The sequence below is a fragment of the Ruegeria sp. O5 genome (genome assembly GCF_056535105.1).
Map to the genome: position 1 here is coordinate 1 of NZ_JBQERN010000030.1, position 21,215 is coordinate 21,215.

The 21,215-nt window shown below is 55.0% G+C and carries 18 protein-coding genes; 14 read left to right on the forward strand and 4 right to left on the reverse strand.

Annotated elements, in window-relative coordinates; all coding sequences use genetic code 11:
* Nucleotides 1–122 precede the first annotated feature (122 nt).
* Complete coding sequence (locus ACR0M3_RS19370; protein WP_480912291.1) at nucleotides 123–1,475, reverse strand: aminotransferase class III-fold pyridoxal phosphate-dependent enzyme; 1,353 nt, start codon at nucleotides 1,473–1,475, stop codon at nucleotides 123–125.
* 1 nt (nucleotide 1,476) lies between these two features.
* Nucleotides 1,477–2,289 carry an IclR family transcriptional regulator gene (locus ACR0M3_RS19375; protein WP_480912294.1) on the reverse strand — a complete coding sequence of 271 codons (813 nt, stop codon included), beginning with the start codon at nucleotides 2,287–2,289 and terminating at the stop codon, nucleotides 1,477–1,479.
* A 106-nt stretch (nucleotides 2,290–2,395) separates the two neighbouring features.
* Between ACR0M3_RS19375 and ACR0M3_RS19380 the strand changes: the two genes are divergently transcribed.
* The 6 genes from ACR0M3_RS19380 to ACR0M3_RS19405 all read left to right on the forward strand — a co-directional run bounded on the left by ACR0M3_RS19380 (nucleotide 2,396) and on the right by ACR0M3_RS19405 (nucleotide 8,696).
* Nucleotides 2,396–3,325, forward strand: coding sequence for a tripartite tricarboxylate transporter substrate-binding protein (locus tag ACR0M3_RS19380; protein WP_480912297.1), 930 nt, complete (start codon nucleotides 2,396–2,398; stop codon nucleotides 3,323–3,325).
* Nucleotides 3,326–3,385: 60 nt separating this feature from the next.
* Nucleotides 3,386–3,922 (forward strand): tripartite tricarboxylate transporter TctB family protein, encoded by a 537-nt coding sequence (locus ACR0M3_RS19385; protein WP_480912299.1) that lies wholly within the window; start codon nucleotides 3,386–3,388, stop codon nucleotides 3,920–3,922.
* 10 nt (nucleotides 3,923–3,932) lie between these two features.
* Nucleotides 3,933–5,465 carry a tripartite tricarboxylate transporter permease gene (locus ACR0M3_RS19390; protein WP_480547582.1) on the forward strand — a complete coding sequence of 511 codons (1,533 nt, stop codon included), beginning with the start codon at nucleotides 3,933–3,935 and terminating at the stop codon, nucleotides 5,463–5,465.
* Nucleotides 5,466–5,473: 8 nt separating this feature from the next.
* Nucleotides 5,474–6,958 carry an aldehyde dehydrogenase gene (locus ACR0M3_RS19395; protein WP_480547584.1) on the forward strand — a complete coding sequence of 495 codons (1,485 nt, stop codon included), beginning with the start codon at nucleotides 5,474–5,476 and terminating at the stop codon, nucleotides 6,956–6,958.
* Nucleotides 6,959–6,984: 26 nt separating this feature from the next.
* Complete coding sequence (locus tag ACR0M3_RS19400) at nucleotides 6,985–8,223, forward strand: Tm-1-like ATP-binding domain-containing protein (protein WP_480912302.1); 1,239 nt, start codon at nucleotides 6,985–6,987, stop codon at nucleotides 8,221–8,223.
* A 236-nt stretch (nucleotides 8,224–8,459) separates the two neighbouring features.
* The gene (locus ACR0M3_RS19405) at nucleotides 8,460–8,696 is read left to right on the forward strand and encodes a hypothetical protein (RefSeq protein WP_480912304.1); all 237 of its coding nucleotides are present in this window, start codon (nucleotides 8,460–8,462) and stop codon (nucleotides 8,694–8,696) included.
* A 343-nt stretch (nucleotides 8,697–9,039) separates the two neighbouring features.
* Here the strand turns inward: ACR0M3_RS19405 and ACR0M3_RS19410 are convergent, their stop codons facing one another.
* Nucleotides 9,040–9,801, reverse strand: coding sequence for a helix-turn-helix transcriptional regulator (locus tag ACR0M3_RS19410; RefSeq protein WP_480589115.1), 762 nt, complete (start codon nucleotides 9,799–9,801; stop codon nucleotides 9,040–9,042).
* 127 nt (nucleotides 9,802–9,928) lie between these two features.
* Between ACR0M3_RS19410 and ACR0M3_RS19415 the strand changes: the two genes are divergently transcribed.
* The 8 genes from ACR0M3_RS19415 (at nucleotide 9,929) to ACR0M3_RS19450 (ending at nucleotide 20,444) form a co-directional block, all read left to right on the forward strand.
* Nucleotides 9,929–11,905, forward strand: a complete 1,977-nt coding sequence (locus tag ACR0M3_RS19415) for a CocE/NonD family hydrolase (RefSeq protein ID WP_480833193.1) — start codon at nucleotides 9,929–9,931, stop codon at nucleotides 11,903–11,905.
* A 21-nt stretch (nucleotides 11,906–11,926) separates the two neighbouring features.
* On the forward strand, nucleotides 11,927–13,492 hold the full coding sequence (locus ACR0M3_RS19420) for an ABC transporter substrate-binding protein (RefSeq protein ID WP_480912309.1): 1,566 nt from the start codon (nucleotides 11,927–11,929) through the stop codon (nucleotides 13,490–13,492).
* 85 nt (nucleotides 13,493–13,577) lie between these two features.
* On the forward strand, nucleotides 13,578–14,516 hold the full coding sequence (locus ACR0M3_RS19425) for an ABC transporter permease (protein ID WP_480484901.1): 939 nt from the start codon (nucleotides 13,578–13,580) through the stop codon (nucleotides 14,514–14,516).
* 12 nt (nucleotides 14,517–14,528) lie between these two features.
* Nucleotides 14,529–15,386 carry an ABC transporter permease gene (locus ACR0M3_RS19430; RefSeq protein WP_480912311.1) on the forward strand — a complete coding sequence of 286 codons (858 nt, stop codon included), beginning with the start codon at nucleotides 14,529–14,531 and terminating at the stop codon, nucleotides 15,384–15,386.
* Nucleotides 15,383–16,363, forward strand: coding sequence for an ABC transporter ATP-binding protein (locus ACR0M3_RS19435; protein ID WP_480589125.1), 981 nt, complete (start codon nucleotides 15,383–15,385; stop codon nucleotides 16,361–16,363). The genes ACR0M3_RS19430 and ACR0M3_RS19435 overlap by 4 nt, the downstream gene beginning before the upstream one ends.
* Nucleotides 16,360–17,283, forward strand: coding sequence for an oligopeptide/dipeptide ABC transporter ATP-binding protein (locus tag ACR0M3_RS19440; protein WP_480589127.1), 924 nt, complete (start codon nucleotides 16,360–16,362; stop codon nucleotides 17,281–17,283). The genes ACR0M3_RS19435 and ACR0M3_RS19440 overlap by 4 nt, the downstream gene beginning before the upstream one ends.
* Nucleotides 17,284–17,295: 12 nt before the next feature.
* The gene (locus ACR0M3_RS19445) at nucleotides 17,296–18,942 is read left to right on the forward strand and encodes an amidohydrolase (RefSeq protein WP_480912313.1); all 1,647 of its coding nucleotides are present in this window, start codon (nucleotides 17,296–17,298) and stop codon (nucleotides 18,940–18,942) included.
* On the forward strand, nucleotides 18,942–20,444 hold the full coding sequence (locus ACR0M3_RS19450) for a M81 family metallopeptidase (protein ID WP_480912316.1): 1,503 nt from the start codon (nucleotides 18,942–18,944) through the stop codon (nucleotides 20,442–20,444). Before ACR0M3_RS19445 ends, ACR0M3_RS19450 begins: the two co-directional genes overlap by 1 nt.
* A gap of 280 nt (nucleotides 20,445–20,724) precedes the next feature.
* Here the strand turns inward: ACR0M3_RS19450 and ACR0M3_RS19455 are convergent.
* Nucleotides 20,725–21,215 (reverse strand): hypothetical protein (locus tag ACR0M3_RS19455; RefSeq protein WP_480901108.1); only part of this gene is annotated, 491 nt, incomplete at its 5' end.

Sequence of the window (21,215 nt, forward strand, 5' to 3'; positions counted from 1 at the left end):
TCTACCAAAGCATCGAAAAACAAATGGGACGAGAAAAACTCAATCAACTCCTCGACCTGCTCGAAGAACTACAAGCCGTCAAAGTCTGACCCCGCCTTGTAACGGCGAGGTCAGGGAAGATTTTAAAGGCTCGCCAAACCGGTATCCAGCGCCGACAGGATCTTGGACACATCGTCTGACGTGATGATAAGTGGTGGCGACAGAATAATGTTGTTACCCGACACCCGGACCATGACACCGTCATCATATGCAGCCTTCTGCACCTGCAACGGAAGATGCTTGGCAATCGGTGCTTTGGTGCTGCGATCCGAGACCAGTTCCAGCGCACACATCAGGCCCTCACCGCCGCGCACGTCGCCGACCACTTCGTACTTGTCGGCCAGCTTTTTCAGGCCGGTAAACAGTTCATCCCCACGAGCGGCGGCGTTCTCCCACACCCGCAGGCGGTTAATTTCCGCAAGTGCTGCCAAGGCTGCTGCCGCTCCGACCGGATGGCCGGAATAGGTGTAGCCCTGATCGACGGACGCTTTGCCAGTGGTGTCGCGTTCGAACACTTCGGCAACTTGACCGGAAATCATCGCAGCGCCGAATGGGAAATACCCGTTCGTAATAGCCTTGGCCGTCGTCATAATGTCCGGCTGCACACCCCAGTGCCGGGCTCCGCTTTCGCTGCCGGTGCGGCCAAAGGCTGTGATAATTTCATCCGAGATCAAAAGAACGCCGTGTTTCGAGCAGACCTCGCGCACCAACGGCATGAAGCTCTCGTGCGGTGGAATCACACCACCAGCACCCAAAACAGGTTCCATGATGAACGCTGCAACAGTATTTGCGCCCTGGAACGCAATCTCAGCTTCCAATGCTTTGACGCAAAGCTGTGCCAAACGCTCGGGATCGGTCTCGTCGAAGGGATTGCGATAAGTCCATGGTGCCGGGATGTGGAAACATCCAGGCATCATCGGTTCGTAGGCAGCACGGAACTTCTGGTTGCCGTTGACCGACGCTGCAGCGAAATGGGTCCCGTGGTACCCCTGTTTCAAGCTTATGAATTTGGTGCGCCCGTCCTCGCCGCGTACCTTGTGGTACTGTCGTGCCAATTTCAGTGCGATTTCAACCGAATCGGAGCCGCCCGAAGTAAAGAACGCGCGGGTCAATCCATCTGGCTCGAAGAATCGGGCCAGCTCGTATGACAATTCGATCGCCTTGTCGTTGCTGGTGCCACGGAAAGTTGAATAATAGGGCAAAGCGTTCAGCTGGTCGGCAATCGCCTGCTTCACTGGCTCGCAGGAATAACCCAGATTGACGTTCCACAACCCTCCCACGGCGTCGATGGCCTTGTGGCCGCCCACATCGATGATGCTAACCCCTTCGCCGCCGACCAAAATGGTCGGCGGGTTCTTTTGGCTGTCGGCTGGGTGCGCCATCGGATGCCAAAAATAGCGGGCGTTGTTTTCCTTAAGGAAGTTGGAATCCTTCATTTCAAAATTCTCCGGGAATTTCGTCCGACCGAACACTCGGTCGAAACTCAGTTGGAAAGTTTGCAGGAGCCTGGCCACCAAAGATTGCCGTAAGCTCTTGCGAAACTTGTTTCAGGGTATTCAGTAGGGGCGGCTGCAGGTCGCCTGCGGTTCTGATTTCAGGAACCGCGAATGAAACCGTTCCAAGCGCCAGTTGATCAATTCCGAAAACCGGGGCTGCAAAGCCATGAACACCGGTTTCGAAACTTCCGTTACTATAGGACCAACCGGTTTCCTTTACTTCGACGAGACGTTCTTGAATGAGTTCAAGGTTCGTTAGCGTAGAGGCAGTAATACGGGGCAAGTCGCGATTTTTGAGGCCTTCCAAAAGTGCAGGAGGGCCAAAACAAAGCATGCACAACCCTGAGGCTGTGGCGTTGAGCGGAAGGACTTCCGTGGGGTCTAGGCTAACTCGAACGCTGTGCTGAGTTGTCTCGACCACTAGTGCCGTTTGAAGAACATCATTTTCCAGAAGAGAAAGGTGCAGGCTTTCTCCTGCTTGTTGCATCGCGGCCTGCATTTTGAGGCGCGCTGCTTTGAGGCCGGGATTTGCAATCTCGCGTAACGCGGCAAGACGCAGTGCCGCCGGGCCAACCATATAGGATTTTGTTCCCTGATTCTGCTCAATCAATCCGAACTCTTCCAGTTCACGCAGATGCCGAAGAACAGTCGCCTTATTGACACCAGATAGCCGAGCCATCTGGGTCAGCCCAATTTCGGGCCGTGCGTTGGAAAACAACTCCAACAATCTCAAAGCATTAAGAGCAGTTCCCATAAGTTACTCCTCCTCCTTAAGAGAATACTTGACACAATGTAATTAACAACGCAACAATAAACATGACTTACAGGTTCATTATGTGAACCACCAATGGGAGGAGTCCATGAATAAAATTCTTACCGCTGCCGTAATGGCGATCTCTGCATCAGCTGCTTTCGCTGATTACCCAGAGAAACCTGTATCCTTCGTCGTTCCGTGGCCTCCGGGCGATCTGGAGGATGTATTGACACGTCTGATCGCAGATGAATTTCAGGAAATGTACGGCGTGCCGGCAGCAGTCGTGAACAAGCCTGGCGGTGGCGGTGGTCCGTTCCCGGGTGCTGTCGAAGTCGCGACTGCCCCAGCTGACGGCTATACTGTCGGGTCCTTTGTGACTGATGTGCCAATTGGCGGACCGGAAATCGGCATTCCCGAATTGTCGCCGAACCCATTCGAGCCAATCGCAATCTTCATGACCTATCCGTTTGTGATTGCCTCGGGCAAAAACGCACCCTTCTCGAACTGGGACGAGCTTGCAGCCTACGGCAAGGAAAACGATGTGGCCCTTGGGCATTTCGGGTCATTCCTGCCACCGACCCAGGTCACTTTTGCAGCGGCAATTAGCTCGGGTTTCGATTTCGCCAGCGAAGCAGCCTTCGACGCTCTGGATTGCAACACACTGGCCTCGGGTGATGTTGATGTCATCAACACAACTTTGCAGCTGATCCTGCCTTGCTTGGACAACGTCAATGTATTGGCGAGTATTGGCAACGAGCGTATTGCGTTGACTCCTGACACACCAACCGTCAGCGAATTGCACCCCGAACTGAACCTGGCACTGTGGAATGGCTTGTTCGTCCACAAGGATGTTCCTCAGGATGCGCGTGATAAGATTGCGGCTGCCGCACAAAAAGCACTTCAGTCGGAAAAGGCGCAGAACCTGATCGGTGAAACTGGTGTACTGATCTACTGGCAAAACGCGGATGAAGCGACGGCACAGATCGCCAAAGATGGTGATACCATCGGCAAAATCGCGACGATCATTGGTGAATAACATCTGAGTCCGCGCGGGCTCCGACCCGCGCGGCTTTGCCTAATGGCGAAGGAGAAACTGATGATTGCCAAGACATTGCAGGACATGTTCAAGCGATACCGCCGTCCTGGCGATATAGTTTTCGCGGTCGTGTTCCTTGCGTTTGCTGTCTTTTTGTTAATGCAGCTGGACGAGCAGACACAAATCGTCAAGCGAACCAAGTGGTTTGCGCAACCCAGTCTTTGGCCAATGATAGCCCTCTGGGCCATGGTGATTTTCGGATTTCTGCACTGGCTCAGTTCAGCAATGTCACAGCGGCGTCACGGACGGTGGACCGAAGTGGCATTCTGGTTGAGGTCGTTTGAATATGTTTTCTACTTCCTCGTTTACGTAAAAGCTGTTCCCTTGCTTGGGTATCTTCCCGCGACGGTAATATTTGCCGTGTTTTTGGCAATTCGCACCGGGTTTCGCGATGCTAAGGGTATCGGTTGTGCCGCATTGTTCGGCGTTTGTGTCACGGTCATCTTCAGGGCTTTCTTGCAGGTGAAAATCCCGGCCGGCGCTCTCTATGAGTATTTACCCGACACGGTTCGCGCGTTTGCGCTGACGTATCTTTGAGGTTTCGCTGATGGATGCTCTATTATCAGGTTTTTCGATACTTGCGCAGTGGCCGGTAATCGTTGCGCTTTTGATCGGGTCAATCGGAGGCGTGATTATTGGCGCTCTGCCAGGGGTGGGAGCGCCGGTGGCAATTGCCATTCTGTTACCCGCCACTTTCGCGTTTGAACCCATCGTTGGCCTGACCCTGCTGCTAGGCATCTATGGGTCCTCGATGTATGGCGGTGCAATCCCTGCCGTCCTGATCAATACACCGGGCACTGCAGTCAATGCCTTGACCACCTATGACGGCTATCCAATGACGAAGCGCGGCCAGGGTCATCGGGCGTTGTCACTGGCCTATTCGGCGTCATTTTTTGGAGGCATCTTTTCGATAATTTGCCTTATGCTCTTGTCTCCCGTCCTAGCACTCGTTGCCCCGCATTTTGGCAGCCGTGAGATTTTCCTAGCCGCGTTGCTTGGCATCATATTGGTAATTCTCGCTCATCGCGGCCAGATCTTTGCAGCGGGCATGCTGGCGGCATTTGGTCTGTTCTTGAACACTGTCGGGCTGGAGCCGGTCAAATACACCCGTCGTTTCACGTTCGAGCAAAGCTGGCTGGCTTCTGGGGTAGACCTGATTGTTGTTGTGCTGGGGCTGTTCGCAATCAGTCAGGCATTGCTTCTGTTGCTGGAAAAAAACCATGCACCGGGTGAAGCACATGTTGGCGGAAGCATCTTTGCGGGATTAAAAGAGCTGCTTGGTCTCAAGCGTATTGCAACCGTGTCATCCAGCATCGGCGTTTTCATGGGGATGGTGCCGGGCACCGGCGAGTTCACCTCGCAATTCCTATCGTACACATACGCCCAAAAAACCTCTAAAAATCCAGAAGCCTTTGGCGATGGTTCGCCCGAAGGGCTGGTGGCTTCTGAATCCGCAAACAATGCTGTTCCCGGAGCGGCGATGATCCCGCTGCTGGCGCTGGGCATTCCCGGCGAGGCACTGACGGCAATGATGTTGTCAGTCTTTTACGTGCACAATGTGATACCCGGGCCGCAGCTGTTCGAAAACCAGATGGATTTCGTCATGGCCCTCTATATGGCGTTGATCCTGCTGAACGTGATCGTTCTGGTGTTTTTGCTGTTCTCGACCAACTTGCTGCTCAAGATCATTCAGATTCCAACTCGTTTTCTGGGCATCATGATCCTGATCCTGGCGTTTGTCGGCGTATACAGCCTGCGCAACTCGATCACCGACTGTGCATTGGCCGCGGCATTTGGAGTGTTCGGTCTGATCCTCAAACGGCTGGACTTGCCGATCGTTCCGATCATCCTCGGCATGGTTTTGGGCGGCATTATGGAGGTCAAGCTCCGCAGCGCCATGGCTCGGGTTAATTCACCGCTGGATTTTGTTGATAGACCGATTGCCGCCATCTTGTTCGGTATGATTGTTCTGATCCTCATTCTGCACTTTCGGGCTCTGTACTTCGAGTTCAGAAACAAGCTGCGACCAGAACCAAACGCCGAACCCGTCGATGCAGATCACCCAAATCAACAAGGTTGAGAATATCCATGGATCAGTCCCTAATCGACGCGCTGCGAATGCAGCAAGTCGCCCCGCGCGGCCATTTCATTAACGGCAATTTCACTGGCGGTGAAACGGGTGCACAGGTTGAAGTGTTGTCCCCCATCGACGGCCGACCTCTGACTAGGATCGCCGATGGCAGCGCGGCGGACATTGAAGCTGCCGTCCTGGCCGCTCGGGTTGCTTTCGAGGACGGGCGATGGTCCGAAATGGCACCGTCAGGACGCAAGAAAGTGTTGCTGAGGTTGGCGGATCTGATCGAAGAGCGTGCGCTGGACATCTCTGTTCTGGGGGTGCGCGACAATGGCACCGAGATCAGCATGGCCTATAAAGCCGAGGCGCTTTCGGCGGCGGCGACATTTCGGTACTATGCCGAAGCAATCGACAAGATTTATGGCCAGATCGCGCCAACCAGTCACGATATTCTTGGCCTCGTACACCATGCCCCGGTCGGCGTGGTGGGTGCAATCGTACCGTGGAATTTTCCGCTGATGATCGGCAGCTGGAAAATTGCTCCGGCCCTTGCGGCAGGCAATTCCGTAGTATTGAAACCCGCAGAAAGCGCTTCGCTCAGCCTTTTGAAGATTGCTGAACTGGCTGCTGAAGCCGGGGTTCCGGATGGCGTGTTCAACGTCGTGACAGGGCGCGGCTCGGTTGTGGGCGAGGCACTGGCACTGTCGATGGATGTAGACATTATGGTGTTCACTGGGTCAGGTGCGACGGGTCGTCGGTTGCTGGAGTATTCAGCTCGTTCCAATCTGAAGCGCTGCTACCTTGAGTTGGGCGGTAAGTCAGCCAACATCGTCTTCAACGACGCCCCGGATCTGGCCGAGGCCGCCAAAGTGTCCGCAGCGGGAATCTTCCGCAACTCCGGTCAAGTCTGCGTTGCTGGCTCTCGCCTTCTTGTTCAGGAAGATATCTACCAGGATTTCGTGGCCGAAGTCTCGCGCCATGCTGAAAACTTTCGCGTCGGCGATCCGCTGGACCTGAACAGCCAGATTGGTGCCGTTCACAGCCTGCCGGAACTTGAGGCCAATCTGGATTTTGTTGCCAAAGCCGAGGCGGAAGGGGCAGAGCGGCGCACCGGTGGTAATCGCATCCTGATGGAGAGTGGCGGCTATTATATGTCTCCGACCGTAATGGCCGGGGTAAAAGAGACGGACCACTTGTTTCAGAACGAAGTCTTTGGCCCCGTTCTGGCGGTGACCCCCTTCAAAAACGAAGAAGACGCGATCCGGTTGGCGAACGCCACCGTGTATGGCCTGGCTGGCGGTGTCTGGACATCTAACCTTGGCCGCGCCCACCGTATGGTGGCTGGTATCCGCACAGGCGTCGTGCATGTGAACACCTATGGCGGTGCTGATCTGACCGTACCGCTTGGAGGAGTGCGCCAGTCCGGCAATGGGCACGACAAGTCTTTGCACGCGCTTGAGAAATACTTCGACCTGAAAACGGCCTGGATCAAGCTCTGAATGGCGGCGGAACGAAGGAGGAGCTTATGACTATGAAAACGATCCTGCTGATCGGCACCTATGACACGAAAGAAGCCGAGATGCGTTTCATTGAAAACGCAATTCGCGCACAGGGCGCTGATGTACTGACAATGGATGTCTCAGTGCTGGGTGATCCCAAGACGCCAACAGACATCTCAAAGCACGACGTCGCTTCTGCCGGTGGCATGACCATTGATGAAGTCATCGCACAGGGGGATGAAAATAAAGCTTTTCGGGTTATGTCCGCGGGTGCCGCAAAAGTGGTTGCCCAGGCCTATGCCGATGGCCGCTTTGACGGGATGCTGGCCACCGGCGGTACCATGGGCACCGATCTGGCGCTGGACTGTGCACAAGCGCTGCCGATGGGTGTGCCAAAATACATTGTGTCCACTGTCAGCTTTTCTCCTCTGATCCCTCCGCATCGTCTGGCGCCGGATATTCAGATGATCCTGTGGGCCGGCGGGCTCTATGGTATGAACTCGATTTGCCAGTCTTCACTCAGCCAGGCAGCCGGGGCAGTTGTTGGCGCGACCAAGGCCGCTATTGCACCGGACCGCAGCAAGCCATTGATAGGAATGACCAGTCTTGGCTCGTCTTGTCTGCGCTACATGAAGACGTTGAAACCGGCGTTGGAGGAACGCGGTTTTGAGGTGGCGGTTTTCCACTCTACCGGCATGGGTGGCATGGCATTTGAAAAGCTGGCTGGCGAGGGTGCGTTTGCCTGCGTGATGGATTTCTGCATGCAGGAATTCGGAAATTTTATGGCGGGCTCTGTCGTGTCCAGCGGCGAGGAGCGTGTAACCAGTGCAGGTCGCGTAGGCACACCGCAGATGATCGCGCCCGGAGCGTTGGACCTGTTGGATTTCGCGGGCTGGCAGGACATCCCCGACCAATATTCAGATCGTCCGTTTCACGTGCATAACCGACTGATCAAGAGTTCCGTCTTCAATGGGGATGAACGCCGCGCTTGGATCCGTGAACTGGCCAACCGAATGCAAGCCGCAACCGGGCCAGTTCACTTTTTCTTGCCTGTTCAGGGGGTTGAAGCATGGGACAGGGAAGGTGAGGCGGCGCATGATCCTGAAGCACTGGCAGATATGGTGGATGAGGCACGCAAGGTTATACCGGGTCGTGTGCCGATGACGGAACTTGACGCTCATATCAACGACCACACGTTCAGCGAAGCGGTCCTCGTGCAATTTGATGCCTGGGTCGAGCAGGGTGTGATCAGCAAAAATCGCTGACCTTCGTCATTCCAACAAATGCATTTTGCCTTCCGACGCCGTGGCGCCGCCTCGAGGGATACCTGCGAAAGTTGCATACCATAACAGGAAAAAGATCAGCTTATTGCCGACAAGACAAAGCTGCTTGGACCCAATGTATCATCCCTCTAAGGCGACCCGGTCCATTTTGTTAGGGGTGAAGGAGTATCCTGCCAGGTATCGCGACACTGGGGAAATCAAAGACGAATGGCCATCCGGTGGGTGGTGTTGTTACACGAGCAGAATTCTTTGTTACTTTTCTTAAGTGCTATCGCTATTTCAATACGTTTAATAGCAACCCCGTTTTCTGTGCTGCAGCGATGGCGGTATTGGAAGAGATCAAAGACAGCAATTGCTGGAGAGCGCGAAAAATGTGGGATTGCATGCTCGCAAATGAATGGAAGCGCTGGCTCAGAAACGTGCCGTTATTGGAAACGCACGCGGATTCAGTCTGATCTTCGGTGCAGAAATTGCTTTAGACCGCGACGGCAAGGAACAAGGATATCGGCTTTCGCATAACTGGACGAGTAATACGAGAAAAGCGATCATTCTGATGGACACGTCTCCGGTTTGATTGGACCAGACAGTGACTATCGGAGCGGAACGCTCGAATTGATCGTGTCACTATGAACTGTTGGTTCACTATTTATGGGCTACGGTACAAAAACGGTAACGTCCCTAATACCTTTACACCCGCACACCACCAAAAGGACACGCGTAAGCAGAATAGCAAAGCCAAATTGATATGCCGGGTGTGATCCTGAAAAAACAGAGCGTCACATACATCCTTCCGACACTTCACTCTTCGGTAAGGTGTTTCCTGACAGTTGGATCAATCTTGGTACTATGGGTTGAGTAGATACCACAGGCGGCAATGGCCTCACGCGCGGTTACCCGCTCGTGCAGGCGCTTCCAGATTGTTTTGGCGGCGTAGGGATGCGGGTAAGGGCGCCAAGCAACACCCATCGTCATTCCCCGCAGATACTTTAGTTGCTGGCGGTGCGCTGAATATAAGATGGTATTGGCAACGCTGCCTTCGCGCATCAACTCATGTTCGGTTACAAATATCCTGTTTCCCCGCATTGTCACCAAACCAACGTAACGAGAAATCTGGTGCATGCTTTTGTCTTGTGATGTGGCAATTTCGCGGGACCGGATTGTGAAAAGCCCATCAACTTCCTGAATACGGATTAACGAACAAAATATCTTCCCTTCCCAGGAAGGTGTGCAGAAAAACGAGTGATAGAAACCAACATAGCGCCTGAGGTTTTTGTGTTGGCCCCGAAAAGGATCCAGAAACGCGTCTGCGGGCGTTTTTCCGGTTGGTGGTAAGACATCCTTTAGCATTTGCTCAAAGCGAGCAGTTTCAGCGAACAGTTCGGCTTCTGTCAGGCCGAAATGGCGCGCGATCCGACGCATGTTGTGGGCCGAAGGCAGGCTGGAGCCATTCAGATACCGATTGAATTGCTGCCGGTTGACGCCAATATCCCGACAAATCTTTGAAATATTGCCGTGTTCTGCGCATAGCGACTTCAGGTTGGCAGAAAAATACTGGGACATGGAAAAACCTTTCGCTATTTGACGCTATTTCGCTGCAAATAGCATCACTTCGCATAAGATTGCACAATTTGTTTTTTCTGCAAATTGTTTTCTTCTTCGGCATCAGCTCGCAAAAACAAGCTCTCGGATGCCAGTTAAAACCGTCGAAAACACATGGATCACACTCTCCGACGGGCGGAGGCTTGCTGCTCGACTCTGGTTACCCGAAACCGGTCCAGCTCCGGCCATTCTGGAATACCTGCCTTACCGCAAACGCGACGGCACAGCGCCCAGAGATGAAACAACACATAAGGTATTTGCCGAGGCTGACTATGCCTGCGTTCGGGTCGATATAGCGGGTACGGGCGACAGCGAAGGGCAATTCGACGATGAATACTCGGAACAGGAACTGAGTGATGGTGAAGAAGTCATCGCATGGATCGCAGCGCAGGATTGGTGCGACGGTCACGTTGGGATGATCGGAATATCTTGGGGTGGGTTTAATGGTTTGCAACTGGCTTTCCGGCAACCGCCTGCGTTGAAGGCTGTCGTCAGCGTCGCCTCGACCGTGGATCGCTATGCAGATGACATCCATTTCATGGGTGGTTGCCTGCTGAGCGACAACATGAACTGGGGTAGTCAGATGTTCGCTTATCTGACCAGACCCGCAGATCCGGCCTTACGCGCAGACTGGCGAGAGGACTGGCTGACGCGGCTGCAAAACGTTCCATTTTCAGCCGCCGATTGGCTGCGTCATCAGACACGGGACACATACTGGAAGCACGGCTCGGTTTGCGAAGATTGGTCTGCCATCCAAACCCCGGTTTTGGCCATAACCGGCTGGGCAGATGCGTATGTAAATGCCCCGCCTGCTTTGGCAGCCAACCTGACATCGCCCACCAAGGCCGTCATCGGGCCATGGGAGCATCGATACGCGCATATCTCGAAAATTGATCCTGCGGATTTCCATTCCGAAGTCATCGGCTGGTTTGATCGCTGGTTGAAAGAACAGGAAAACGGCGCAGAAGATTTGCCTGCGTACCGGACATACATGCAGGAGCATTTCAACCCGACACCGAAAAACAGCCCTCGGCAAGGTCGCTGGATAGCTGAAGGTCGCTGGCCATCGCCGCACATACATGAACAAATCTGGCATCTGGCACCGGGCGAGTTTTCCCCTACCCCAGCCCAAGGTTCCGCAGCCATTTCGTCGCCCTGCCATTTGGGCATGCAAAGCGGGTATTTTTGTGCAGGTATGCGGATCGATAACGAGCTGCCCGACGACCAGGCAAGCGACGATGCATTGTCGCTGTGCTTTGACAGCGCGCCATTGCGTGCGCCGCTGGAATTGTTGGGGCGCGCAAGACTGAAGTTTCGGTTTTCAGTAGACAAGCCTGTCGCTCAGATTATTGCGCGCCTATGCGATGTATCACCCGAGGGTATTTCACAGCGCATCAGCTACCGGTCGTTGAACTTATGCCATTTCCGCGATCACGAGACACCTGAATTCTTACAACCCGGCGAGGAATATGAGGCCGAGGTTGCCCTAAACGAATGTGCGCATCGACTGCGTGAGGGTCATGTGTTGCGGCTGGCCCTGTCGACGTCCTACTGGCCAATCATCTGGCCATCGCCAAACCAGGCACAGGTGACATTGCATTTGCAGGACTGCGCCCTGCATTTGCCGGTGCGCGAAGTATCGCGTGAAATCCAAGCTTCCGAACCCGGTCCGGCGCCGAAGTTTCCGGTTCTTGCAGCCGATCAATTGCGGACACCTGCGTCGCATTCCGAACGTAAAGAAACAGAAGACGGCCGGATCGTGCTTGAGACGTTTGACGACTATGGTAAATCACGCGATCCCTATCACGGCCTGATTGTCGGCAGTGATGTGCGCATGCATTACGGCATTAACCCGGATGACCCGGCCACTGCCCGGTTTGAGACGGCCTGGAATTTCACATTCGAACGGGCGGAGTGGCAGGTCGCCATCTCGACCGAGTGCCGCATGAGTTGCGACACGCAGAATTTCTACCTCTACCGCAAACTTCGCGCCACCGAAGGTGCCGATGAAACCGAAGTCCTGACAAAGGAATGGTCGGAAACCATTCCACGCGGATTTCTCTGACTTAATCCTAGGGAGGATACTATGAAGATAGAATGGACAAAGGCCAATGTTGGTCGTCGCGGGTTCCTGAAAGGCGCAACCGCGCTTGGAGCGACCTCGGCGCTTCCGATGGGGTGGGCAAATCGCGTATTTGCAGCAGACGACGGTGTTCTGCGGGTACGGGCCTATGGCGATGCACAGAATATGGATCCGGCCCACTCGGTTGGAGTCGTGGAAGAAGAGGTACATGCCTCGATCTACAACAAGCTGATCCAGTATAAGCCAGGCGAGGAATGGGGCTGGCAGCTCGACGCGGCAACGATGATCGAGCAGGTTGACCCCACCCATATCAAGTTTGCATTGCGTGACGATATCGGCTTCACCAACGGCTTTGGCGCCATGACCGCCGAGGACGTCAAGTTCAGCATGGAACGGATCGTGGATGACGCGACCGACAGCCCAAACAAACCCGACCTGGGACCGTTCAGCCATGTTGAAGTGACCGGTGAACGCGAAGGGACGATTGTGTTGAACAAACCCTTCGCACCGATTTGGTCCATTTCCCTGCCTTACATCACCGGAAACATTGTTTCGAAAGCAGCGGTCGAAGCAGCCGGTGGCCGGATCGGTGCTGATCCGGTGGCAGAGTCCGGCCCATATCTGCGGGACAGCTGGTCGCCCAAGGAAAAAACGGTTCTTAAGCGCAACCCTGACTGGAAAGGCGATGCTCCGACCTGGGACACAATCGAGATCTATCCGATCGACGACGAAAACACCGCCGAGATCGCGTTTGAAGCGGGCGAACTGGACGTAACTCGCGTGTCGCTGGGTTCAGTCGAACGTTATCGCGCTGGTGTTCCCAATGGGGGATCGCTGGTTGAGAAACCCTCGCTTTACTATGTCTGGATGGGAATGAATGTTGAACATCCAAAGCTGCAAAATCAGAAGCTGCGGCAGGCGATTCAACATGCCATAGATGTCCCCAGCATTCTGGAGGCTGCCTATTTTGGTGCAGCCGAGCCGGCAACCGGGATCATTGCTCCGGGTCTGGCAGGGCATCGGCCGTCTTCGCTGGTGCCACCTGAGGCAAATTTCGAAAAAGCGGCGCAACTACTTGCGGAATCGGGTGAAACCAACGTCACTCTGACCCTCGACACGCTAAACAAGACAACGTTCACGACAACTGCACAGATCATTCAGGCGACGCTGGCGCAAATCGGTATCACAGTTGAGGTGAATGTTCTGGAATCCGGTGCGTTCTGGGCGTCTGGCGACAACGAAAACCTGCAACTTGTTCTGAACCGCTATTCGATGACGCCGGACCCGTATTATGCGACGTCGTGGTTTACGCCCGAGCAAATTGGCAAGTGGAACTGGGAACGCTTTAACAGCGCAGAGTTCAACGAAATCCACGAAGCTGCGGCTGGGGAAACAGATATCGCAAAGCGGGCTGAAATGTACCAGCGTGCGCAGGACTTGATGGAAGAAAGCGGTGCCTATCGCTTCATCACACACGAGGCAACACCGGTCATTCACAGCGCAGGTGTCATTCCTGCATTGCGCCCGGACGGGCTGTCGCTGCTGCGTTACTTTGGCAAGTCGACCTGACCTCCCCAGGTCGACAGGGAGCGGCGGGCGCTGACACTCGCCGCTCCATAACCAACGCCATCCAGCCACAAGGAGCCAGTTGGCTATGCTAAACTTCGCAACCCGTCGCTTCGGGCTATCGCTGCTCATCCTTTTCGTAGCGGTCACCGTCATGTTCCTGATGATCCGCGCTGTACCAGGCGATCCGGTCCAGATCATGCTGGGTCCGCGCGCCACACCCGAGCTTCAGGCCCAACTCACCGCCGCACTTGGTCTTGATCAACCGATCTGGAAACAGCTGCTGATCTTTTACTCGAACCTTTTGCAGGGTGACCTTGGCACCGATGTTTTCTCGGGTCGGTCTGTGACTGAGATTGTGTTTCAGCAATTGCCGTTCACTCTGGAGCTGATTTTTGCATCAATCCTGTGGTCCGCAAGTCTTGGTATCGCACTTGGCGCTTATGCGGCTGCGCATCCAAACACGATGATCGACCGGATCGCCGCCGCAATTTCCGTCAGTTTTGTTGCCGCTCCGGCCTTTGTTGTTGCGCTTTTGGCTTTGTTGGTTTTCGCCGTTAATTTGCAATGGTTTCCCGCCATTGGGGCAGGAGAGGGGTTCTGGGACCGCCTTGACCATCTGGTTCTGCCAGCATTCGCCATAGGGCTCAGCTGGGTAGGATATATCGCACGGCTGGTACGGGCGTCGATGCTCGAGGTCATGGGTGAAAGCCATGTGCGTACCGCCCGGGCCTTTGGTATCGCGGAACGTCGCGTGGTCATGGTTTACGCATTGCGTATCGCAATTCTACCCGTGGTCACCGTGATCGGGGTCGGGATGGGCTTTCTGCTCAGCTCAGCCGTTTTTGCCGAAATCGTTTTTGCCCGACCAGGCTTGGGTAAGCTGGTCATCGACAGCATCACGACCCGAAACTATCCGATTGTGATGGGTTCGGTCCTTGTATCAACGGCACTGTTCGTTGTGTCGACCGCCTTGGCCGATCTGATCAACGCGCTACTCGATCCACGCGCACGCACGGCTCATTAGGGAGGCGGAGTGATGGTAAAATCTCGTTCCGAACTTGGCCAGATCATAGTCGGGGTTGCCCGCGACCCGCTTGGGTTAATGGGTTTGATAATCGTTGGGACCATCGTGTTCTGCGCGATATTTTCTGCCTGGATTGTGCCTTACGATCCCATTGCCATGGATATCAAATCCCGCCTGCAAGGGCCGTCCGCGGCGCATCTGTTGGGCACGGATCAGCTGGGTCGCGATACGTTTTCGCGGGTGATTGCTGGGGGGCAGGTTGCGCTTAAAGTGGCGCTGCCAGCTGTTTTCGGCGCGATGGCGATTGGCCTGACTTTGGGCATGATAGCCGGGTACGGACCAAAATGGCTCGACAACCTGCTGATGCTGTTTTTCGATACCATCCGGTCCTTTCCGACGGTGATGTTTGCACTGGCTGTTGTGGCCCTTGTCGGGCCCAGCTTGCAGACAGTTGTATTCGTGGTCATGGCGACCTCAATCCCGACATATGGGCGCGTGGCGCGAACCCAGACCCTGACGCTTCGCAATTCTGAGTTCATTCTGGCAGAGCGGTCAATGGGGGCCAGCATGACACGTATTCTGGGTGTGCACATGCTACCCAATATCATCGGGGTTCTGGCTGTTTTGGCAGCCATGGATATACCCACCGTCATCGCGCTGGAGGCCGGGCTGTCGTTTTTGGGGTTGGGTGTGAAACCCCCGACACCCAGCTGGGGAGCCTTGCTCAAGGATGGCTATTCCCTGATCCGCCAAACACCGTGGCTGGTGGTGGGCGGGGGCCTGCCGATCATTCTGGCAACACTTGGATTCACTTTCCTGGGCGAAAGCCTACGTGATGTGGTCGACCCGAAATTGAGGAAACAGCGATGACCGATACACTGCTGGAAATCGACCGCCTGAGTGTTGACTACGAAACGGGCCGTGGCGACCTTAAGGCTCTGAGGGACATCACATTCAACGTCAACAAGGGTGAAATTGTTGGTATAGTCGGGGAATCCGGATGCGGCAAATCCACCCTGATCTCATCCATCCTGCGCCTGACCGCCCCCAATACGCGGTTCCGTCAAGGTGAGGTTCGTTTCAAAGGGCAGGACCTGTTGAAGGCTTCCGAGCGTCAGATGCGCGACCTGCGCGGTGCAGACATATCCATTGTCTTCCAGGATCCGATGCAAACGCACAATCCGGTTCTGACCATCGGGCAGCAGATGCTGGACATTCAGCATCGCTCAAAGCAGTCAAAGGCGGATAAATTGACCCACGCAGCCAAGATGCTGGGTGCTGTCGGCATCCCCGATCCCGAAGCGCGCCTAAAGCAGTATCCGCATGAGTTCTCAGGTGGGATGCGCCAGCGGATCGCCATAGCAATGGCGTTGATGTCCGAGCCGGATCTCCTGATCGCGGATGAGCCAACCACTGCATTGGACGCCACTCTTGAGGTACAGATCATCGAGCGCCTACAAGAATTACAGCGCGAGTTTCATTGTGCCATTCTGTTTATTTCGCACCATCTGGGCGTGATCGCGGAACTCTGCGACCGGGTGGTGGTGATGTATGCAGGAGCCGTTGTCGAAAGCGGCGATGTGCGTGAGATTTTCCACAACCCTAAACACCCCTATACACGTCGTCTGATCGAATGTGATCCCGGCCACATCAAAGAACGCGCCCGCGTTTTACCCACCATCCCCGGTGAAGTGCCTGATCTGGCCAACCTGCCCGGGGGGTGCATCTTTCGGGACCGTTGCGATCAGGCCATGGCGCGCTGCGCGACCGATGTGCCGCCACTGGATCAACTGAAAGAAGGCCACCACGCCGCATGCTGGCTGAACCACGAGGAGGTCGCAACATGAGCTTGCTGAATGTCGTGGATCTTAAAACCAGTTATGGACCGGTCAATGTTCTGGCGGGTGTCAGCTTTACCGTAGAACCTGGCGAAACTTACGCTCTGGTTGGTGAAAGCGGATCGGGTAAGACGACGGTAATCCGCGCGATTGCGGGTCTTGCGCCTGCACAGGACGGTTCGGTCACATTCGAAGGTCGGGAAATTCGGGGCGCGCCGGAAAGCGTCATGCGCCCGCTGCGTAAAGACATGGCGATGATGTTTCAGGACCCGGTCGGTAGCCTGTCGCCCCGCCTGACAATCCGCAGCCTGATCACCGAACCCTATCGCATTCAGGGTATGAAAGATCGCGATCTGGATGCCGAGGCCAAGCGCCTATTGGAAATGGTGAACCTGCCCGCGCATTTTGCCGATCGCTATCCCTATCAGCTGTCAGGAGGTCAGGCCCGGCGCGTGGGCGTCGCGCGCGCCCTGGCGCTGGAACCCAAGCTGATCCTTGCGGATGAGCCGACTGCCGGTCTCGATGTCTCGGTCCAGGGTGAGTTGCTGAACCTGCTCAACGATCTGCGCGAAAGGCTGGGGCTGGCGATGGTCATCATCACGCACAACCTCAGCGTCGTGCGCCACGTGGCCGACAGAATGGGCATCATGTATCTGGGCCGTTTGGTCGAGGAGGGCACAACCGAGACGATTTTCAACGATCCGCGCCATCCCTACACCCGCTGCCTTCTGAGCGCCAACCCCGAGCCGGACCCGGATGCGCGACTGGAACGGATCGCTCTCAAAGGGGAACCTCCCAGCCTGCTGAAGCGACCATCTGGCTGTGAGTTTCGCGAGCGTTGCCCCTTTGCCAGAGACATTTGCACCCAAACCCCGGAATGGGAAGTAAAGGGCGGCCATGGGCTGCGTTGTCTGGCCCCGCTGTCGTAACTAGGAAATCCAATGCCAAGCAAACTCTACTTCAACGGCACCATCCTGACTATGGATGCGCAGAACTCTTCACCAGAGGCGGTGCTGACTGACGGCAACAGAATTCAGGCAGTGGGGGCCGAGGCTGAGTTGCGCGCCCGCATGCCTTCGGATGCGCACGAGCATGATCTGAAGGGTCGTACCCTGATGCCCGCCTTTATCGACCCACACGGGCACTTTCCCGATCCCGGCTTTGTCAAGCTGTTCCGTGTCGATCTGTCTTCGCCGCCTTTAGGGGATTGCAGAGACATGTCACAGGCGTTGAACAGGCTTCACGAAAAGGCGAGTGCAACACCCGAGGGTGAATGGGTCATGGGGGTGTCCTTTGACAATACGTCCATTCTGGAAGGTCGAATGCCCACACGGGCCGAACTGGACGGTGTGTCACAACGCCATCCAATCTGGGTCATTCATGCGTCGGGTCATAATGGCGTGGCAAATTCTCTCGCGCTGGAAAGACGCGGGATAACCCGTGAAACTCCTGATCCAGAGGGGGGCCGTTATGGCCGCGATCCGGAAGCCGGAGCGCTGACCGGATTGATGGAAGGGCTGTCGGCCATGGGTGAAATGGGCGATACTGATTTCCTGATTGACCGCGACCGGTTTTGGCGGGGTTTTGACGCCTGCCGCAGCGAATACCTGGCCCATGGTGTGACCTATGCCCAAAACGCCTGGGCATCGCAGCCCATGCTGGACCACTTCGCAAGCCTGCCTGCGGATCAGGATCCGGGAATTGACATCGAGCTTTTGCCCGTCGGAGATCTGGAGCCAGAGTTATCTTCGCGTTGGATTGGAACGAGCTGGCCGGGCAACCCGCATTTTTCGCTGGGTCCGCGCAAACTGTTTACAGACGGGGCCTTTCAGTTACAGACCGCGTATTTGTCTGCTCCATATTTCAAACCTGCCAGCCCTGATAATCCTTGTGGAATGACCTATTCCTCGCAAGAGCAGTTGGTTGCGGATGTAGAAAAGCTCCACAGTCAGGGCTTGCAGATTCACTGCCACTGTAATGGCGATGCCGGTGCCGAGATGTTCATAGATGCGGTGGAAAAGGCGCTTGTTGCACACCCGCGCCAGGATCATCGACACACCATTATCCATGGCCAGGTTCTGAGGGATGACCAATTGGAGCGTATGGCCCGGCTTGGTCTGACCGTCAGCTTCTTTCCCGCCCATGTCTTCTTTTGGGGGGATCGTCATTACGATACTTTCCTGGGACCCGAGCGAGCCGAACGGATATCGCCAGCGGCGTCAGCCGAACGGTATGGCGTGCGATACACGATCCACAACGACGCCTCGGTCACACCGACGCGTCCAATCCATCTTGCCCATTGCGCGGTGAACCGAAAATCCGCTTCTGGCCGTGTGCTTGGCGAGGATCAGAAGATCAGCGTTATTTCAGCCCTGCGGGCCCAAACCATCGAAGCCGCGTGGCAGGTGTTCAAGGAAGATCAACGCGGATCCATAGAAACGGGTAAAATTGCAGATTTTGTTGTTCTTTCGCGCAATCCACTGCACGACCCGGACCGATTGTCAGACACTGTCGTGCTTGAAACCATCCGCTATGGCGAAAGGGTTTTTTCCGCTGTGTGTACTGAACAAGAGTTTGAGCACGCATAATGGCGACCAAGCGTATTGTGATCGCGGGGTTTCAACATGAAACCAACTGTTTCGGTGTAACGAAAGCTGGGATGCCTGAGTTTGAGATGACGGATTCCTGGCCGGGAATGCTGCATGGTTCACAGGTTGTTCTGGAAACCGAAGGCATGAACCTTCCGATCGCGGGTTTCACCGCCGCGGCACAGGCAGCGGGATTTGATGTCATTCCCGTTTTGTGGTGCTCTGCCGAACCGTCCGCCCATGTCACCGATCATGCATTCGAAACGATCTGCGGGATGCTGTTGGACGGAATATGGGGCGCAGGCCAGATTGACGGTGTCTATCTTGATCTGCACGGAGCTATGGTCTCCGAAAGCCTTGCTGACGGTGAAGGAGAGCTTTTGCGTCGCGTTCGTGAAACTGTGGGTCCAGACGTTCCAGTGGTTGCAAGTTTGGACCTTCACGCCAACATTTCCACCGAAATGGTCGAACACTCAGATTACCTGTCGATTTTTCGCACTTACCCACATTTGGATATGGCGGAAGCGGGTGCACGATGCGTTCCAGTCTTGCGTCGCCTGCTGGCGGGTGAAACCCTATACAAAACGTTCCAACCGGTGCCTTACCTGATCCCCCTGCATGCGCAACACACGGGTTCTGCGCCGATCAGTGATATCTATCAATTGCCTGTCAGGTTTGAACAGCAAGGCATTCTGGCAGAGATCGCTCTTGGTTTTACGGCGGCGGATTTTCCTGACACCGGACCATCCTGCCTTGCTTATGCCTTGACTGCTGAAAAAGCGGCTGCCGCTGCCAAAGAGATTGTCAGCATGTTCCTGTCCCGTGAGGCCAATCTTGAATGTAAGATGTTGTCTTTGGAAGAGGCCGTTTCTACATGTCGTCAAAGGCGCGAAAAACCCATCGTTCTAGCCGATGTTCAGGACAATCCGGGCGCAGGCGGAACGTCAGATACAACGGGGCTGCTGGCCGCTTTGATTGAGGGCGGGGTAAAAAACGTTCTGATGGGTCTGTTCCATGATCCGGAAAGTGCCATTCAGGCCCATGCGGCAGGGGAGGGCGCACGGATCATTTTGGCTATCGGCGCAAAGTCGAACCTGGCCGGACATGTTCCATTCAGGGCAGAGTTTGAAGTGCTTTCCTTAAGTGATGGCACATGCCGCTATACCGGTGAAATGTATGGCGGCGGAACAGCTACGCTTGGCAAGACAGCTGCGCTTCGCTTGGTTGGACACGACGCCGAGATCGACCTTGTCGTCACAAGCATACGAAACCAATGCCTGGATCGCGCACATTTCACACATATCGGGTTAAACCCTCTGAGTTATTCGGTGATCTGCGTCAAAAGCACAGCGCATTTCCGGGCGGATTTCGAACCAATTGCAAGCCATGTATATGCGGTCGCTGCGCCTGGGGTTTTCCTCTGCGACCTTGGAAAGGTCCCTTATTCTTGTATCAACAGAAGGTTGGCCAACTGTCGCCATACCTCCTTTGACGTGACGTGAAACGAAAGTTTGTTGACGTGCGATACGCCCCAATGGATTCAAATATCTCAACCCCGAAGAGTCAGCCTTGAGCCGTCCACATAAACCTGACCCCAATTGGATCTTGAATACGATTCCCTGAGGCCAGTTGACCCAAGTCTTTCTCAGAGCCTGTTACAACGCAAAGGCAACTTGCACGTCACTGAATCGTTTCTTCGGCATAGATACACTTCTTTCGCACCAGAAATGTATCCGAGGCAATCGCAGCGCGATCAGCATCTCCTACAGAGCGGGGTCAACATTACCAAAAGAAGCTGTCATCCTCCATCAAGGATGCAATTGTCAGGTTGGCATCCTCTTCTGACACATTGTCTGTGGCTTCATGCCACACAGCTTCCAGGATGGTTGTCGAAGGCCCGTAAATGTTGTTTTTCACGCAAGAGACAACCAATCCATAGATATCTTCCTCATTCTGGAAGGTGGGCAAGTCTGGCACGAATTCCAGATAGTCGACATCTTCGTCCCATTCGGAGGCACCGGACTCCTCGGCCACCGTCACGGTATTGTTTTCGGGTGCCAACAAAGCGCTCAGTTTTGGTTGAGCAGGACCGATGGTCCCATTTCCATCAATATCGTGACTGTAGAAGATTTCGACATCCACAACATTGGCGATGCTAACACCGCCTTGGTATTGCCCCGAAGCATCCGTGGTCCATTCAGCATATGACCCGTTCGCATTTTGCCACAGCACCTTGTAGCCACCGCCCGAAGCTTCGGCCTGAAGCGCCTGCC

What these genes read in the sequence shown, in the direction of transcription:
- ACR0M3_RS19370 (WP_480912291.1), bottom strand. Translation starts at nt 1,475, where the DNA reads ATGAAGGATTCCAACTTCCTTAAGGAAAACAACGCCCGCTATTTTTGG.
- ACR0M3_RS19375 (WP_480912294.1), bottom strand. Translation starts at nt 2,289, where the DNA reads ATGGGAACTGCTCTTAATGCTTTGAGATTGTTGGAGTTGTTTTCCAAC.
- ACR0M3_RS19380 (WP_480912297.1), top strand. Translation starts at nt 2,396, where the DNA reads ATGAATAAAATTCTTACCGCTGCCGTAATGGCGATCTCTGCATCAGCT.
- ACR0M3_RS19385 (WP_480912299.1), top strand. Translation starts at nt 3,386, where the DNA reads ATGATTGCCAAGACATTGCAGGACATGTTCAAGCGATACCGCCGTCCT.
- ACR0M3_RS19390 (WP_480547582.1), top strand. Translation starts at nt 3,933, where the DNA reads ATGGATGCTCTATTATCAGGTTTTTCGATACTTGCGCAGTGGCCGGTA.
- ACR0M3_RS19395 (WP_480547584.1), top strand. Translation starts at nt 5,474, where the DNA reads ATGGATCAGTCCCTAATCGACGCGCTGCGAATGCAGCAAGTCGCCCCG.
- ACR0M3_RS19400 (WP_480912302.1), top strand. Translation starts at nt 6,985, where the DNA reads ATGACTATGAAAACGATCCTGCTGATCGGCACCTATGACACGAAAGAA.
- ACR0M3_RS19410 (WP_480589115.1), bottom strand. Translation starts at nt 9,801, where the DNA reads ATGTCCCAGTATTTTTCTGCCAACCTGAAGTCGCTATGCGCAGAACAC.
- ACR0M3_RS19415 (WP_480833193.1), top strand. Translation starts at nt 9,929, where the DNA reads ATGCCAGTTAAAACCGTCGAAAACACATGGATCACACTCTCCGACGGG.
- ACR0M3_RS19420 (WP_480912309.1), top strand. Translation starts at nt 11,927, where the DNA reads ATGAAGATAGAATGGACAAAGGCCAATGTTGGTCGTCGCGGGTTCCTG.
- ACR0M3_RS19425 (WP_480484901.1), top strand. Translation starts at nt 13,578, where the DNA reads ATGCTAAACTTCGCAACCCGTCGCTTCGGGCTATCGCTGCTCATCCTT.
- ACR0M3_RS19430 (WP_480912311.1), top strand. Translation starts at nt 14,529, where the DNA reads ATGGTAAAATCTCGTTCCGAACTTGGCCAGATCATAGTCGGGGTTGCC.
- ACR0M3_RS19435 (WP_480589125.1), top strand. Translation starts at nt 15,383, where the DNA reads ATGACCGATACACTGCTGGAAATCGACCGCCTGAGTGTTGACTACGAA.
- ACR0M3_RS19440 (WP_480589127.1), top strand. Translation starts at nt 16,360, where the DNA reads ATGAGCTTGCTGAATGTCGTGGATCTTAAAACCAGTTATGGACCGGTC.
- ACR0M3_RS19445 (WP_480912313.1), top strand. Translation starts at nt 17,296, where the DNA reads ATGCCAAGCAAACTCTACTTCAACGGCACCATCCTGACTATGGATGCG.
- ACR0M3_RS19450 (WP_480912316.1), top strand. Translation starts at nt 18,942, where the DNA reads ATGGCGACCAAGCGTATTGTGATCGCGGGGTTTCAACATGAAACCAAC.